Here is a 16,134-nt window from a genome sequence, read left to right on the forward strand (position 1 = left end):
GGGTTGTTGATGCTTGAAGGAACGGCCCCGAAAGGGGCCGTTTCTGTTTGTGGGGTGCCGCTGCGCTCGCCGGGCCATGCCCGGCGGACGATGGAACAGCAGGCGCCGGGGCGGATAGTCATGTCGCTTCTGCCACTGGAGGTCAATTGCCGGTCAGCCAATACTGGAAGGCTGGCGCAGGAGGGCCAGCGAATGATCGCGAGCGCATGGGAATTCAAACGGTTGTGTGAAAACGAGTCGGATACCTCGTTCGCTTTGCGGCACGCTGACGATCAGACGTGGCGCGATATCCTGTCGACCTATCCGGAGCTGGCGCGTTGCGTTGCCGGAAACAAAACGATTCCCCTAGCCATCATCGAGCAGTTGGCTGCCAGCGATGACGTAGATGTCCGCTGGAAAATTGCGAGCAAGCGCCGGCTGGATCCAGCATTGATGTCACGCCTTGCAAGGGATTCCGATGCAAGCGTCCGTCACCGAATCGCCTGCAATCCAAAGGTATCCAGGGAGGTCCTGGAGCTGCTAACGGGTGACCCTGACGAGATGGTGGCGGCATCAGCCCAGCGAAGGCTGCAGCAGGTGTGATCTCGAGCCGAGCAGCACGGAGTGCACTCACTCGGTCAACTCAGTATCAGTGCCAATTCAAGCGAGTGCTACGAGGATCGAACAATGAACAAGATCTTTGAGGAACACGTTTCAGACGCTCAGGCGAGCATGGTTCGACTCGCGCTCGATTATGCCGGTGCGACGGCTGACGAAGTATTCATCTTCGTTGCGAGTGAAGATGGGATTTCAATGTTTGATTTCTTCTACAGACTCAACGGTTCTGTGGTGGAGAAGGAACAGCTGAATGACGTCCGAAAATCTGGAGGTGGGATGTATGACTCGTTGAATGAGAGCTTGGCTTGGGTGCTTGATGCTGGGCTGGATGAAATAGATGCGCTTGAAGAAAAGTGCAATCAGTTCGGCGCTGAGATGCCTACTGAGATCCGCATTCACTACGTTGTGGGGAGCAATGAGATGCGGGCGAAAATGTCGTATGAACCAAAGTTCTCACACAGTGACGATCTGACACCGGGGAGTTTGTTCGATAGCTGGGTTGGCGATGTTCGTGGAGGCTCGTACCCTCTGTAACTTCACTGCGGCCTGGCGATTGGCCGCAGGAGGCTACCCGCGCCCGCTTTCAGACCACCCACGCAGGAAATCGATCAGCTGCCGCACCTTCGGTGAGGGCTGCGTGCTGTGCGGGTAGACCGCGTACACGCTCTGCTGCGGGAACCGGTGCTGGCGCAGCACCGGGCGCAGCCGGTCCTGGGCCAGGTCGTCCTCGATCAGCCAGCGTGGCAGCACGGTGACCCCGGCGCCGGCCAGGGCGAACGCGCGCAGGCTGCTGGCACCATCCACGCGTACCACCGCGTTGCCCGGGTTGGTGGCAAACAGGGCGCCGCTGCCATCAGGCGCGATCACCGGCACGTCGGCCAGGCGCGGGTAACCGAGGCGGGGCAGGGCGCCCAGCTGCACGGGGTCGTCGGCAGCATCGGCAGAGGGCAGGCGTGCCAGTAGGGACGGAGCCGCCACGGGGCACAGTGGATGGCGTTCCAGTTCGCTGGCGTGCAGGCCCGAATCCGGCAGGCGGCCAAGACGGATTGCCAGGTCGAACCGCTCGGGAATCAGGTCGGCCGGTGCCGGTGAGGTCGACAGGTGCAGCTGCAGGGCCGGGTGCCGAGCACGAAACGCCTCCAACGCAGCAATCAAGCGTAGCTGGGCGTACTCCGGCGTGGTGGTCAGGCGCAGCACACCCTGCAGCTGGTGCTGGTCGCGGCGCGCGGCATCGATGGCTGCCTGTGCGGCATCCAGTGCCTGCACGCAGTGTTGCAGGAACTGTTCGCCGGCCTCGGTCAGGGCCAGGTGGCGGGTACTGCGCAACAGCAGGGTCACGCCCAGCTCCTGCTCCAGCCGCTTCAGGTTGAAGCTGACCACCGCGCGGCTGAGGCCGAGGCGATCAGCCGCAGCGGTCAGGCTGCCGGCCTCGACCACGGCGCGGAAGATATCGAAGCGATCGAGGCTGACCATGGCAATTCATTGTCAAAGTGGATTTGACAGTGTTGCAGTTGCTGTCGTGTTTTTCCAACAAGGCCCGCACGGCATGCTGGCCGCTTCCCTGTTGGAGCGCCGCCGATGCCGTCTCCCCGCCTGCGCCATGAGGCGATCTTCCTGCTGGTGTTCGCTCTGGATCTGGTCAACATGTTCATCGCCACGGTGGCCTATCCGGTATTGGCAGCGGAGCTGCACGCCGATATCAGCACCCTGGCCTGGGTGGGCACCGCCTACATGCTGGGCCTGAGCGTGGTGATCCCGCTGGCGCCCTGGCTGGCCGCGCGCTGTGGTGAGCGTCGCCTGCTGCTGGTGGCGTTGCTGTTGTTCGCGGTTGCCGCTGCGCTGGCCGGCGCAGCACCCGGTATCGGCTGGCTGCTGGGCTGGCGCCTGCTGCAGGGGCTGGCCGGTGGCCTGCTGATTCCGGTGGCACAGGCGGCAGCGTACCGACAATGCACGTCCGACCAGCGTGGCGCGCTGACCCGCCGCATCCTGCTGGTGGCGCTGCTGGTGCCGGCACTGGCGCCCGCGCTCGGTGGGCTGCTGGTGCAGTGGTTGTCCTGGCGCGGCGTGCTCTGGGCCAGCCTGCCGTTTGCGGTGGTGGCGATCAGCCTGGTGTTGGCCTGGTTGCCGGCCGATGGCGCGCGCAGTGCGCCGCGCCTGCAGGCCTATGCGCTGTCCACCGCGATGCTGGCGCTGGGCGCGCTGCTGCTGGCGTTGACCTGGCTGGGTGAACCCGGCCATCGGGCCGCCGGTGCCGTACTGCTGTTGATCGCAATGCTGTTGGCGGCGGCCCACCTGCGGCATGCACGGCAGCAGACGCAGCCCCTGCTGCGCTGGTCGCTGCTGTCCCGTCGGGGCCTGCGCCTGGCGATGCTGGTCTATCTGGCAGTGCCCGGTGTGTTCATCGGCAGCCAGCTGGTCAGTACCCTCCAGCTGCACCAGGCCGGTTACAGCGCGGCACGCATCGGCGGGTTGATGCTGCCCTGGGCGCTGGCCTCGGCCATTGCGATCACGGCCAGCAAGCGCCTGCTGGCGCGCTTCGGCCTGGCCACGGTACTGCGTGCGGGCATGCTCCTGCAGGCCAGCGGCCTGCTGTTGATGGCGCTGCTGCCGCAGCCGGCCTTCGCGTTGGCCGGGTTGCTGTTCGCGCTGATGGGCGCCGGCGGCAGCCTGTGCAGCAGCACCGCGCAGACGCTGGCTTTCCACGGCGTGGAGGGTGAAGCGCTGGGCGATGCCAGTGCCCTTTGGAACCTCAACCGTCAGCTCAGTTTCTGCCTGGGTACTGCCGCCATTGCGCTGCTGCTGGCGCTGGCCATGCAGTGGCTGCCAGCACGCGCCACCAGCGTGGCTCTGGGTCTGGCCGCCGCAATGACGCTGTTGCCGATGGCGTTGCTGCGTCGGCCGCAGAGGATCACCCTTTCGCAACCGGAGAACACTTGATGGCTACGACCGCAGAACATGAAATCCACCACCTGCACGACAAACTGCAGGCCTGGTTCCGGGCCGAGGTGGCTGCGGATGCGCTGGATGATCTGATGGCGCATTTCTGCGCGGACTTCAGCATGGTCGGCATCGCGGGTCGTAGGCTGGACCGTAATGCCGTGCAGGCGCTGTTCGCGGGTGGCCATGGCGCGCGGCCGGGGCTGCAGATTTCCATCGAAGCCGTGCAGGCGGTGGATGCGATATCACCGCTGGCGGTGCTGCGCTATCGCGAAGGTCATTCGATCGACGGTGGCGCACCCGCATGGCGGGAGTCGCTGGCGGTACTGAGGCAAGAACAGGGGCGCTGGTGCTGGCTGGCGCTGCATGAGGTAACGGCAGATTGATCGGTGGTGCCGGCCGCTGGCCGGCAACCGTCGTAACGCGCCGCAGGATCATGAAGTTGCCGGCCAGCGGCCGGCACTACCGGTCGTTGGCGAGCGCGGCGGCACCGCGGGCACATGTGCCATCAGTCCTGCCTGCATCCGCCGCAGAATGCAAAGCCCGCCCACACCTCACGGCTCAAGGCAGGAGTAGGCTTGAGGCTTTCCTGCCGGGAGGGGTTGTCCATGCGTGTGCGTGCCGTCGCTGTAGCCATTGCCCTTTGCCTGTCCAGCACCGTGCTGGCCGCCGATACCCCGCCGATGACCCCGGACATCAGCGGCAAGCCCTTCGTTGCCCCCGATGTCGGTCGTGACTACGACAAGCGCGTGGTGATGGTGCCGATGCGTGATGGCACCAGGCTGTATACGGTGATCGTGGTGCCCAAGGGCGCCCGCAATGCCCCGATCCTGCTGACCCGCACGCCCTACGATGCCGCTGGCCGCGCCAGCCGCAGTGATTCGCCGCGCATGCGCGACCTGCTGCCGCAGGGCGACGAGGTGTTCGTCGACGGCGGTTACATCCGCGTGTTCCAGGACATCCGTGGCAAGTACGGCTCCGAAGGCGATTACGTGATGACCCGGCCGCTGCGCGGGCCATTGAACAACACCAAAGTCGACCATTCCACCGACGCCTGGGACACCATCGACTGGCTGGTGAAGAACGTGCCGGAGAGCAATGGCAAGGTCGGCATGCTCGGTTCGTCGTACGAGGGTTTCACCGTGGTGATGGCGCTGACCGACCCGCACCCGGCACTGAAGGTGGCCGCACCGCAGAGCCCGATGGTTGATGGCTGGATGGGCGACGACTGGCTCAACTACGGTGCGTTCCGCCAGGTCAACTTCAACTATTTCGCCATGCAGACCGAGAAGCGCGGCAAGGGTACGCCGCTGCCCAGCCTCGGCTATGACGACTACAGCACTTTCCTGCGGATCGGTTCGGCTGGCGACTACGCGCGCTTCACCGGCGTTGACCAGTTGACCTGGTGGAAGAAGCTGGTCGAGCATCCGGCCTACGACGGCTTCTGGCAGGGCCAGGCGCTGGACGCGGTGATGGCAAAGACACCGCTGAAGGTGCCGACCATGTGGCTGCAGGGCCTGTGGGACCAGGAGGACATGTGGGGTGCCAACCACGCCTACCAGGCGATGGAAGGACGCGATAGCGGCAACAACCGCAATTACCTGGTGATGGGCCCGTGGCGACACAGCCAGGTGAACTACAGCGGCAGCGAACTGGGTGCGCTGAAGTTCGACGGCGATACCGCGCTGCAGTTCCGCCGCGACGTGCTCAAGCCCTTCTTCGACCAGTACCTGGTGGATGGCGCGCCGAAGGCCGATACGCCACCGGTGCTGATCTACAACACCGGCGAAAACCACTGGGACCGCCTGAAGGGTTGGCCGCGCAGCTGTGACAAGGGCTGTTCCGCCAGCAGCAAGCCGCTGTACCTGCGCGCCGGCGGCAAGCTGGCGTTCCAGGCACCGGCGGCGGGCGAGGGCGACTTCGAGGAATACGTGTCCGACCCGGCCAAGCCGGTGCCGTTCGTGCCGCGCCCGGTCCGCTTCGGCGACCGCGACATGTGGACCACCTGGCTGGTCAAGGACCAGCGCTTCGTCGATGGGCGCCCGGACGTGTTGACCTTCATCACCGAACCGCTGACCGCGCCGCTGCGCATCGGCGGCGCGCCGGTGGTTCACCTGCAGGCTTCGACCAGTGGCACCGACAGCGACTGGGTGGTGAAGCTGATCGACGTGTATCCGGACCAGGAAGCGTCCACGCCGGAGATGGGGGGCTACCAGTTGCCGGTGTCGCTGGCGATCTTCCGTGGCCGCTACCGCGAGAGCTTCACCGATCCGAAGCCTCTGGCCGCCAACCAGGTGCTGCCGTATCGCTTCGATCTGCCCAACGCCAACCACACGTTCCAGAAGGGCCACCGGGTGATGGTGCAGGTGCAGTCCAGCCTGTTCCCGTTGTACGACCGCAACCCGCAGACCTACGTGCCGAATATTTACCTGGCCAGGCCGGGCGATTACCAGAAGGCCACGCAGCGCGTCTGGCATAGCGCGGCACAGGCGAGCTACATCGATCTGCCGGTGTATTGAAGCGGCCAGGGTGACGCCGGGCATGGCCCGGCGCTACCCAGGGATGTGCGGTGTCGGTAGCGCCGGGCCATGCCCGGCGGCGTTGGTAGTGCCGGCCGCTGGCCGGCATCCGCGATGGCGCAGGAGCGTGTCGACCAAGGTCGACACCTGCCAGGGCCCGGGCCTTCAGTCCACCTTCGATGGGCCCGTGCGCCAGCGGCTGGGCACCAGTCCGAAACGCTTGCGGAACGCCGCAGCGAAGTTGCTGGGATGGCGGTAACCACAGGCCGCAGCGGCCTGTTCAACTGTCCAGCCGTCCTCGCGCAGGCCCTGTTCGGCGTGGCGCATGCGCTGTTCGTGCAGATAGTCGAACACCGAGCTTCCATACTGCTGTGCGAAGTGGCGGCGCAGCGAACTGGGACTCATGCAGGCCAGCTGGGCCAGTTCGATCAGGCTGTGGGCATGGCTGGGGTCGTCATGCAGGTAGGCACGCACGCGCTCCAGCCGCTCGCGCTGGCCGGCGCGCAGTGTGCGTACATGCTCGGTCTGCATATCCTCGGCCTGGAGGCCGACGGCCAACACCTGCAGGGCCACGCCTTCGCGCCACAGCGCATCGATGTCGTCCTGCCAGGGACTGTCGAACAATTGGGCGAGCGTTGGCAGCAAGGCATGCGGAATGGCCCAGTGGCGGCACTGCAGAGGGGAATGAAGGACCCGTTGCAGTGCCGGCAGGCGCAGCATGTCCACGTCCAGATCGGCCGGTACGCTCAAGCTGACCCCGCGCAGGTGGCTGCCACCAGGATGCAGACCGGCCATGGAAACAGGTTCATGGTGACTTGTGGTCATGCCTGTGCCGGCGCGCAGCGTGAACCCCTTGCGACGAGGAAACTGGACATCCACTTCGCCCTGCAGCATCAGGCGGATGGTCAGGCCGGCACCGTGCACAGCGGTGGCCGTGTAGGTGAACCGGTTGTGCACGTCCGAGGCGATCAGGCCCAGGCCACCGCGCAGTGACTGCTCGTGGACGTCGCCACGCCCTGCCCATTGGTCGTCGCGCAGTTCACTCCCTTCGATCCGGTAGTCGTAGCCATGGCGTTCGCCGAAGTGGCGGTAATCAGCAAAAGTGAAATATCGGGACATCGCTCTGCGCAAACACAGGTTGAATTGGATGTGTCGAAGAAACTGGAAGTGTTTCCCATTGTCGCCGCGATTCGCGCGCTTTTGACCTCAATAGGGTCAAAACGATTGGCGATTACGGCCAAAGTGAAAATGCCGCCGAACATACGCCGGCGTTTTGCATGCATATCCGTACGTAATTCCATACATAAACTTCAGTTGAGGTCTTATGGCTGGAACGATCACCTGAAGATGCGATGTCAGCCTGGCCGTCACGGGCGCGCGCGTAGGGTGGGGCGGTTGGCTGTTGCAGGCCACTTCGATACCCCCACTGATGGAGAACGCAGATGATTGACTACCAGCTCACCGGCAAGACCGCGATCGTGACCGGCGGCGTGTCCGGTATAGGCCTGGCTGTGGCGCAGACCCTGGCGGCGTCCGGCGCGCGGATCTCGGTCTGGGACTTGAAGCAGGATGCGGTGGATGCCACCGTGGCGCAGTTGCGCGATGCTGGTGCACAGGCGATTGGCATCGCGCTGGACGTCACCGACGATGCAGCGGTGGAGGCGGCGGTGCAGCGCACCATCAAGGAACTCGACGGCCTGCATGTGGCGGTCAACAACGCCGGCATCAGCGGGCCGGCGACCAGCAGCGGCGATTATCCGATTGATGGCTGGCAGCGCGTGATCGATGTCAACCTCACCAGCGTGTTCCTGTGCCAGCGTGCGCAGATCCAGGCCATGCGCGCGGCCGGCACGGGCGGCAGCATCATCAACATGGCCTCGATCCTGGGCCAGGTGGGCTATGCCGGTTCCACCGCGTACGTGGCGGCCAAGCACGGCGTGGTCGGGCTGACCCAGACCGCAGCGTGGGAACATGCGGGCGACGGCATCCGTGTCAACGCGGTGGGTCCGGGCTTCATCGGCACGCCACTGCTGGAGAAAATGGACCCGAAGGTGCGCGCCACGCTGGAAGGGCGGCATGCGTTGAAGCGGCTGGGTACGCCGCAGGAAGTGGCCGCGTTGGTAGCCTGGCTGGCCAGCGACGATGCCTCGTTCGCGACCGGCGCGTACTATGCCATCGATGGTGGCTATCTGGCGCAGTGAGCGAATGCGGTCAGTAGATCCACGCCATGCGTGGATGAAAGCGTGCGGTGAAGAAGGCGTGCCATCGCCTTCACCGCCGTCCCACGATCGTCGCGCGACGCTCCGGGAAAATTCCGGAGCTTTCCCATGGAACTTACCCAGGATGTCTCGATCCTGCTGCGCGTTGCCGCAGCGATGCTGTTCGGCGGCGTGCTCGGCGTCGAGCGCGAGATGGGCAAGCACGCCGCTGGCCTGCGTACGCACATGCTGATTGCCGGAGCAGCAGCATTGATCGTTGGCCTCGGCGACTCGGTGGCCGAACATTTCCAGCAGGAGCGCTACCGCGACCTGCTGCAGGTCGACCCGGTACGCCTCATCGAGGCCGTGGTGGCCTGCGTAGGCTTCGTTGCTGCCGGCACCATCCTGCGCGGCTCGCGCGAGGACCAGGTCAGCGGGCTGACCACGGCCAGCTCGCTGATCATGGCGGCGGCCATCGGGATTGCGGTGGGTATCAGCAAGTACGTGATCGCGATCGGGGTGAGCGTGCTGTGCGTGCTGGTGCTGGCGGTGATGCGGCGGTTGGAGAAGCGGATTTCGTAGGGAAGGTCGCGTTGCCGGCCAGCGGCCGGCACTACCATGAAGTTTGTAATGGTCGGACCAATATGACGGCTAGCCCTATGGTCTAATAGGCTCGTCGTCGGAGTGGCGGTTAAATCTGCTACAAGTGGTCTGATCGAAATCATCAATGGTAATACCAATGATCGACGGCCACGGCGACCCACCGCTTGCGGTGGGCTCCTCCGTTCCCAGTCGAGAATCTTCATGCAGCCTTGGCAACACCTGTACGACCCCGCCGGCAACCTGTGGTTGTCCAGCCTGATCGCGCTGCTGCCGATCGCGTTCTTCTTCGTTGCCCTGGCCGTGCTGCGCATGAAGGGCTGGCTGGCCGGCACGATCACCGTGGCCATCGCGCTTGGTGTGGCGCTGTTGTTTTACCGCATGCCGTTGGCCCAGGCGCTGGGCGCGGCCGGTTTCGGCTTCGTCTACGGCCTGTGGCCTATTGCCTGGATCATCATCGGTGCGGTGTTCCTCTACAAAGTTTCGGTCAAGACCGGGCAGTTCGACATCATCCGCGCTTCGATCCTGTCGGTGACCGAAGACCAGCGCCTGCAGATGCTGATGGTCGGCTTCGCCTTTGGCGCCTTCCTCGAAGGCGCGGCCGGTTTCGGTGCGCCGGTGGCGATCACCGCAGCGTTGCTGGTCGGGCTGGGCTTCAAGCCGCTGTATGCCGCCGGCCTGTGCCTGATCGTCAACACCGCGCCGGTGGCGTTCGGCGCGATGGGCATTCCGATCATCGTGGCCGGGCAGGTCACCGGCCTGGATGCATTCGAGATCGGCCAGATGGCCGGCCGCCAGCTGCCGTTCCTGACCATCATCGTGCTGTTCTGGATCATGGCGATCATGGATGGCTGGCGCGGCATCAGGGAAACGTGGCCGGCGGTGCTGGTTGCGGGTGGCTCGTTCGCCATCGCGCAGTACCTGACCTCCAACTTCATCGGCCCGGAACTGCCGGACATCACCGCGTCGCTGGCGTCGCTGGTGTGCCTGACCCTGTTCCTGCGCCGCTGGAAGCCGGTGCGGATCTTCCGCTTCGATACCGAAACCAGCGCCGAGGCGGCCGCACAGGCACTGGAAGCCCCCCGCTACAGCGTTGGCCAGATCGCCAAGGCGTGGTCGCCGTTCCTGATCCTCACCGCGATGGTCACGCTGTGGAGCATCAAGCCGTTCAAGTCGCTGTTCGCGGCGGATGGCCCGCTGGAAAGCTGGGTACTCAAGATCCCGGTGCCGGGCCTGGACCAGATGGTGCAGAAGATGCCGCCGATCGTGGATGCACCGTTGAGCTACGAAGCCGTCTATAAGTTCGACTGGTTCTCGGCCACCGGTACCTCGATCATCCTCGCTGCGGTGATCGCGATCATCGCGCTGCGCATGCCGGCCCGTTCGGCGCTGCGCACCTTCGGCGAAACCGTGCGTGAGCTGCGCATGCCGATCTACTCGATCGGCATGGTGCTCGCCTTCGCCTTCATCGCCAACTATTCGGGCCTGTCGGCGACGCTGGCGCTGGCACTGGCGCACACCGGCGACGCGTTCCCGTTCTTCTCACCGTTTCTGGGCTGGCTGGGCGTGTTCCTGACCGGCTCGGACACCTCGTCCAATGCCTTGTTCTCGGCACTGCAGGCCACCACCGCACAGCAGATCGGCGTGTCCGACGTGCTGCTGGTAGCGGCCAACACCACCGGTGGTGTCACCGGCAAGATGATCTCGCCGCAGTCGATCGCCATTGCCTGCGCGGCGGTCGGCCTGGCCGGCAAGGAATCGGATCTGTTCCGCTTCACGGTCAAGCACAGCCTGATCTTCACCACGATGGTCGGCCTGATCACCCTGGCCCAGGCTTACTGGCTGACCTGGATGATTCCCTGAGCCATGCGCGGCTGGCCGACCACCCGCTGCGCGCTTCGGGCCACAATGGCGCCATGAGCACGCAACGTATTTCGGACAAGGTGGCTGCGCAGCTGCGCGGCCTGGTGCAGGAACAACAGCTGCGGCCGGGCGACCGGCTGCCGGCCGAGCGCACCCTGGCGGTGCAGCTGGGGGTCTCGCGCACCGCGCTGCGCGAAGCCATCGCGCAGCTGGCCAGCCAGGGCCTGCTGACCGCACGGGTCGGTGGCGGCACCTACGTGGCCGAGCCTGCGGCACGCGCGCGGCAGGCGCTGGATGAACCGCTGGCGCCGTACCTGCCGCTGTTCCAGGGCGACCCGGAATACCGCTTCGACGTGCTGGAGATCCGCCACGCGCTGGAAGGTGCCACCGCCTGGCATGCGGCGCTGCGTGCCACCGACGAGGACCGCGCGCGCATCGCACAGGCCTTCCAGACCATGATGGACGCGCACGGCAAGGACGACCCCACCGGCGAGGCGGAGGCCGACGCGGCCTTCCACCTGTCCATCGCCGAGGCCTCGCACAACCTGGTGCTGCTGCAGGTGATGCGCGGGCTGTTCGAACTGCTGCAGACCAACATCTCGCAGAGCCGCGAAAAGCTCTACACCTCGGCGAGGACCTTCTCGCCGTTGTCCGACCAGCACCGCGAGATGATGGACGCGGTGCTGGCGGGCGACCCCGAACGCGCGCGCGCCGCCGCGCATGCCCACCTCGAATTCGTGCACACCACGCTGCGCACCCTCGATGACAACGAAGCCCGGCGTGCGCGGGCCTCGCGCCTGCCTTCCCCACACGGTTGACCCCATGATCATCTCCGCCTCCACCGATTACCGTGCCGCAGCGCAGCGCCGGCTGCCGCCGTTCCTGTTCCACTACATCGATGGCGGCGCGTATGCCGAGCACACGCTGAAGCGCAACGTTTCCGACCTGTCCGACATCGCGCTGCGCCAGCGCATCCTGCGCAACATGTCCGACCTGAGCCTGGAAACCGAGCTGTTCGGCGAAAAGCTGGCAATGCCGGTGGCGCTGGCGCCGGTCGGCCTGACCGGCATGTATGCCCGGCGCGGTGAGGTACAGGCGGCGCGCGCGGCCGACAGCCGCGGCATCCCGTTCACCCTGTCCACCGTATCGGTGTGCCCGATCGAGGAAGTGGCACCGGCCATCCAGCGGCCGATGTGGTTCCAGCTGTATGTGCTTCGCGACCGTGGCTTCATGCGCAACGCGCTGGAGCGGGCGCAGGCCGCGGGCGTGACCACGCTGGTGTTCACCGTGGACATGCCGGTGCCGGGCGCGCGCTACCGCGATGCGCACTCCGGCATGAGCGGCCCGAACGCCTCGCTGCGCCGTATCGGCCAGGCCATCACCCATCCGCACTGGGCGTGGGACGTGGGCCTGTTCGGGCGCCCGCATGACCTGGGCAACATCTCCACCTACCGCGGCAACCCGACCGGGCTGGAGGACTACATCGGCTGGCTGGGCAGCAACTTCGATCCCTCCATTTCCTGGAAGGACCTGGAGTGGATCCGCGAATTCTGGAAGGGGCCGATGGTGATCAAGGGCATCCTCGACCCGGACGACGCGCGTGATGCGGTCAAGTTCGGTGCCGATGGCATCGTGGTCTCCAACCACGGTGGCCGCCAGCTGGACGGCGTGCTGTCCACCGCACGCGCACTGCCGGCCATCGCCGACGCGGTGCAGGGCGACCTGAAGATTCTCGCCGATTCGGGCATCCGTACCGGCCTGGACGTGGTGCGCATGCTGGCGCTGGGTGCCGATACCGTGCTGCTGGGTCGCGCCTTCGTCTATGCGCTGGCTGCGCAGGGCGAAGCCGGGGTGGCCAACCTGCTGGACCTGATCGCCAAGGAAATGCGCGTGGCGATGACGCTGACCGGCGCGCGCCGCATCGCCGACATCGGCCGCGATTCGCTGGCCAGCCTGCCATGAGTGACCACGGTGCGGTGCTGGCGCAGTTGCGCGATACGGTCGGCGGTCGCCATGTACTGACCGGTGACAAGGCCACGCGCCGCTTCCGTCGCGGCTACCGCTTCGGCGATGGCCCGGTACTGGCGGTGGTGCGTCCGGGTACTTTGCTGGAACTGTGGCACGTGCTGCAGGCAGCGGTGCAGGGCGGCGCGGCGATCATTCTGCAGGCGGCCAACACCGGCCTGACCGGCGGCTCGACCCCGGACGGCGATGACTATGGCCGGCCGATCGTGCTGGTCAGCACGCTGCGCCTGACCGGCATCCAGTTGTTGAACGAAGGCCGCCAGGTGCTGTGCCTGCCGGGTGCCACGCTGGACCGCCTGGAGCAGACGCTGGCCCCGCTGGGTCGCGAACCGCATTCGGTGATCGGCTCGTCCTGCATCGGTGCCTCGGTGCTGGGCGGCATCTGCAACAACTCCGGCGGTGCGCTGGTGCGACGTGGCCCGGCCTATACCGAGCTGGCACTTTACGCGCAGGTCGACGCGGAGGGCCGGTTGCAGTTGGTCAATCATCTGGACATCGCGCTGGGTGACACGCCCGAGCAGATCCTGCAGCGCCTGCAGGCCGGTGACTACACGGCCGCCGACGTGGGCGATGGCGACGGCCGTGCGGCTTCCGACCCACGCTATGCCGAGGAAGTGCGCAAGGTCGACGCCGATACCCCGGCACGCTTCAATGCCGACCCCAGCCGCCACTTCGAGGCAGCGGGATCTGCCGGCAAGCTGGCAGTGTTCGCGGTGCGCCTGGACACCTTCGAAAAAGAGGCTGCAGAGGTCTTCTATATAGGCAGCAACCGCACCGACAGCCTCACCGCGATCCGTCGCCAGCTGCTGACCGGCTTCGAGCGCCTGCCGATTGCCGGCGAGTACATCCACCGCGATGCCTATGATATCGGCGAGCGCTACGGCAAGGACAGCTTCCTGCTGATCGACCGCCTTGGCACTTCCCGCGTGCCCGCCGCGTTCGCGTTGAAGAGCCGTGTCGATGGCTGGTTCGAGCGGTTGGGCCTGCGCGGCGTGACCGACCGTGTGATGCAGGTGCTGACGGGCCTGCTGCCCTCGCACCTGCCCAAGCGCATGGGCGAGTTTCGCCAGCGCTACGAGCATCACCTGTTGCTGAAGGTCTCTGCCCAGGACGCTGCGGAAACCGAGGCCTGGCTGCGCAGCTTCTTCGCCGGCCACGAAGGCGGCTATTTCCACTGCACGGCGGAGGAGGGACGCAAGGCGTTCCTGCATCGCTTTGCCGTGGCCGGTGCCGCGGTGCGCTACCGTGAAGTGCATCGTGACCAGGTGCAGGACATCGTCGCGCTGGACATCGCGCTGCGACGCGACGATGCCGACTGGTTCGAGCAGCTACCGGCGGATATCGACGCGCGCCTGCTGCACAAGCTGTACTACGGCCACTTCCTGTGCCACGTGTTCCACCAGGACTACATCGCGCGCAAAGGTGAAGACCCGATGGCGATCGAGCATGCGATGTGGGCGCTGCTGGACCAGCGTGGCGCCGAGTATCCGGCCGAGCACAATGTCGGCCACCTGTACCCTGCCAAGCCTGCGCTGGCGGGCTTCTACAGGCAGCTGGACCCGAGCAATACGTTCAACCCGGGCATCGGCCAGACCTCGAAGGCCAAGGGGTGGGGTGGCTGCGACTGTAGTGGGCACTAGCGGCGCACCATCTGAAAATTCGGACTTCTTGCATTCCTCACTGATCGGGTTGGCACTAGGCTGAGGTCTTGGCTGGGGGGATACAGGACCAATGCAGACTGCAGATCAGATATGGGCATTCATCAAAGCGTCGCTTCGCGAGAAGAGTTGTCTGGATGAAGCGCAGTTGCGGCCGGGAGCCTCCGAAAGCGAGTTGGTTGAACTGGAGGCTCAGCTTGGAGTCGCTTTGCCAGATCTGCTAAGGCAGTTGCTGATGATTCACGATGGGCAGGATGGGGTCGGGCTTCTGTTCGGGAGTCAAATGCTTTCGTCCATGGAGATCAGGCGGCAGTGGCACGGTTGGCGTGAGATTGAGGCCGACGGCATGAACGAGGACTGCGCGGAGTTCATGAGGTCGAGTCCCGCGGGGGTGGTGAAGCCGATGTACACCAATGCGCGTTGGATACCGCTGACTCACGATGGTGGCGGCAATCACATGGGATTGGATTTCGATCCCGACATTGACGGTGGTGAATGACAGGTGATTGCCTTTGGTGCGGATGAAGACACCAAGTACCTTCTCGCTCCCACTTTCGCTGAGTTCGCTGAAAAGGCGGTGGAGTGGATCAGTCAGGCAAGCTGGGATGGTGAGAATCTCGAGTCGCCAACTGATGACGGCTTCGCTCCCCCGGCAATTCTACGAAGTGCTGGTGGGGCGTAGTTTGGATTGATGCTCTGATAGAAGAGGGCAGTCGGGTGTCCGTTGAATGGGCTGGCTCGCAGTTTTCCCGATTTTCCTGCGCTACCATCCGGATTCATCAGCAGGAATCTCCTCGATGCCCACCGTTCTCGCCCGCGCCACCCTCTGCACTGCATTGCTGGCGACCCCGCTGCTGGCGCTGGCCCAGTCCGCGATCCTGCCGCAGCAGCGCGATACCGCCGGCAATGTGATGGAGCCGCTGGGGCAGGTGCTGATCGCGAGTGAGACTGGACCGTCGGGGCTTTATGACTGCACGCGGGACGGCAACTGGTGCATGCGCGTGCAACCGGTTGCCGAGGAGGGTGACCGGCCGAGCGTGCTGGAAGTGCTTGAGAAGGTGCAGGGCCGGGGCAAGCCGCACACCTACCACGTCAGCATCGACGTGCCGCAGGAAAGCGAGCTGTCGCTGTGGCCATGGATCGTGCGGCTGGCCCCTGGCGTGGGCAGCGATGAACCGGTGACCGACCCGCAGCAGCGCGCCCGCCAGAATGTGCTGGTGGGCGGCATCGTCACGTTCAGCACCATGTACTCCGGTGGAGGTGCCGATGCGTCCACGCTGCAGTTGGCACGCGTGCGCCACCTGCAGGACGACATCCAGGTGGACGACGACGTGCTGACCGTGCCATGGCTGGGCAATGCGATGATCCGCGCCTGTTTCAGCGAGCAGGACAGCAAGCAGCGCGCCGGTGCCTGCCACGACGAATACGGCTTCTCGGCGAAGCTGGCGCTGGACACGGCTGCCGAGGGTATGCCGGTGCTGCGCTACCAGACCGTGGCGACCCGGTTCCCGGCCGGTGTTTCGCGCTTCGAGGATTCGCTGGCCAAGGGGCCGCTGAAGAAGAAAGACCTGCGCACCGAGCAGGATCCGGTGTGCACCTATACGCGGTTGTTCCACTTCCGCGAGGGCATGTTCCACCCGGACCAGGCGCTGCCGGACTGTGCCGGCTATACCGAACCCTGAAATGTAGAGTCGAGCCATGCTCGACTCGGGTTCTCGCGTGGCCGGACCAGAGAGC

15 protein-coding genes are annotated in these 16,134 nt (G+C 65.3%); 13 read left to right on the forward strand and 2 right to left on the reverse strand.

Annotation, left to right across the window (positions count from 1 at the left end):
- Positions 1 to 3: 3 nt before the first annotated feature.
- Together AC5P9W_RS12455 and AC5P9W_RS12460 are read left to right on the forward strand one after the other, a co-directional pair.
- Positions 4 to 582, forward strand: coding sequence for a hypothetical protein (locus AC5P9W_RS12455; protein WP_134955606.1), 579 nt, complete (start codon positions 4 to 6; stop codon positions 580 to 582).
- 84 nt (positions 583 to 666) lie between these two features.
- The gene (locus AC5P9W_RS12460) at positions 667 to 1,131 is read left to right on the forward strand and encodes a hypothetical protein (RefSeq protein WP_329842053.1); all 465 of its coding nucleotides are present in this window, start codon (positions 667 to 669) and stop codon (positions 1,129 to 1,131) included.
- A gap of 33 nt (positions 1,132 to 1,164) precedes the next feature.
- On the opposite strand, the gene AC5P9W_RS12465 is transcribed toward AC5P9W_RS12460, so the two are convergent.
- On the reverse strand, positions 1,165 to 2,070 hold the full coding sequence (locus AC5P9W_RS12465; protein ID WP_111099226.1) for a LysR family transcriptional regulator: 906 nt from the start codon (positions 2,068 to 2,070) through the stop codon (positions 1,165 to 1,167).
- Between the two features lie 105 nt (positions 2,071 to 2,175).
- Here AC5P9W_RS12465 and AC5P9W_RS12470 point away from each other — a divergent pair, with 105 nt between their 5' ends.
- The 3 genes from AC5P9W_RS12470 (at position 2,176) to AC5P9W_RS12480 (ending at position 6,053) form a co-directional block, all read left to right on the forward strand.
- Entirely contained in the window at positions 2,176 to 3,534 is a 1,359-nt protein-coding gene (locus AC5P9W_RS12470; RefSeq protein ID WP_329842052.1) for an MFS transporter, read from the forward strand.
- Complete coding sequence (locus tag AC5P9W_RS12475; RefSeq protein WP_134735614.1) at positions 3,534 to 3,920, forward strand: DUF4440 domain-containing protein; 387 nt, start codon at positions 3,534 to 3,536, stop codon at positions 3,918 to 3,920. Before AC5P9W_RS12470 ends, AC5P9W_RS12475 begins: the two co-directional genes overlap by 1 nt.
- Before the next feature lie 222 nt (positions 3,921 to 4,142).
- Positions 4,143 to 6,053: a CocE/NonD family hydrolase gene (locus AC5P9W_RS12480; RefSeq protein ID WP_329842051.1), complete on the forward strand. Its 1,911-nt coding sequence runs from the start codon at positions 4,143 to 4,145 to the stop codon at positions 6,051 to 6,053.
- A 165-nt stretch (positions 6,054 to 6,218) separates the two neighbouring features.
- Here the strand turns inward: AC5P9W_RS12480 and AC5P9W_RS12485 are convergent, their stop codons facing one another.
- On the reverse strand, positions 6,219 to 7,172 hold the full coding sequence (locus AC5P9W_RS12485) for a helix-turn-helix transcriptional regulator (protein ID WP_058981829.1): 954 nt from the start codon (positions 7,170 to 7,172) through the stop codon (positions 6,219 to 6,221).
- Between the two features lie 323 nt (positions 7,173 to 7,495).
- On the opposite strand from AC5P9W_RS12485, the gene AC5P9W_RS12490 reads away from it, so the two are divergent.
- The 8 genes from AC5P9W_RS12490 to AC5P9W_RS12525 all read left to right on the forward strand — a co-directional run bounded on the left by AC5P9W_RS12490 (position 7,496) and on the right by AC5P9W_RS12525 (position 16,079).
- Positions 7,496 to 8,254 (forward strand): SDR family NAD(P)-dependent oxidoreductase, encoded by a 759-nt coding sequence (locus tag AC5P9W_RS12490; protein ID WP_495219285.1) that lies wholly within the window; start codon positions 7,496 to 7,498, stop codon positions 8,252 to 8,254.
- Between the two features lie 126 nt (positions 8,255 to 8,380).
- On the forward strand, positions 8,381 to 8,833 hold the full coding sequence (locus tag AC5P9W_RS12495) for an MgtC/SapB family protein (protein ID WP_005413774.1): 453 nt from the start codon (positions 8,381 to 8,383) through the stop codon (positions 8,831 to 8,833).
- A gap of 222 nt (positions 8,834 to 9,055) precedes the next feature.
- A complete protein-coding gene (gene lldP / locus AC5P9W_RS12500) occupies positions 9,056 to 10,714 on the forward strand; it encodes an L-lactate permease (RefSeq protein ID WP_111099219.1) in 1,659 nt (552 codons plus the stop codon).
- Positions 10,715 to 10,767: 53 nt separating this feature from the next.
- Entirely contained in the window at positions 10,768 to 11,532 is a 765-nt protein-coding gene (gene lldR / locus AC5P9W_RS12505; RefSeq protein ID WP_005417039.1) for a transcriptional regulator LldR, read from the forward strand.
- 4 nt (positions 11,533 to 11,536) lie between these two features.
- Positions 11,537 to 12,676, forward strand: a complete 1,140-nt coding sequence (lldD, locus tag AC5P9W_RS12510) for an FMN-dependent L-lactate dehydrogenase LldD (protein ID WP_111102364.1) — start codon at positions 11,537 to 11,539, stop codon at positions 12,674 to 12,676.
- The gene (gene dld, locus AC5P9W_RS12515; RefSeq protein WP_111102363.1) at positions 12,673 to 14,379 is read left to right on the forward strand and encodes a D-lactate dehydrogenase; all 1,707 of its coding nucleotides are present in this window, start codon (positions 12,673 to 12,675) and stop codon (positions 14,377 to 14,379) included. Before lldD ends, dld begins: the two co-directional genes overlap by 4 nt.
- A gap of 91 nt (positions 14,380 to 14,470) precedes the next feature.
- Positions 14,471 to 14,896 (forward strand): SMI1/KNR4 family protein, encoded by a 426-nt coding sequence (locus AC5P9W_RS12520; protein ID WP_241745013.1) that lies wholly within the window; start codon positions 14,471 to 14,473, stop codon positions 14,894 to 14,896.
- 298 nt (positions 14,897 to 15,194) lie between these two features.
- Positions 15,195 to 16,079: a hypothetical protein gene (locus AC5P9W_RS12525; RefSeq protein WP_495219286.1), complete on the forward strand. Its 885-nt coding sequence runs from the start codon at positions 15,195 to 15,197 to the stop codon at positions 16,077 to 16,079.
- Positions 16,080 to 16,134: the final 55 nt, after the last annotated feature.

This window comes from Stenotrophomonas sp. YJH_SMC_33, assembly GCF_059372295.1.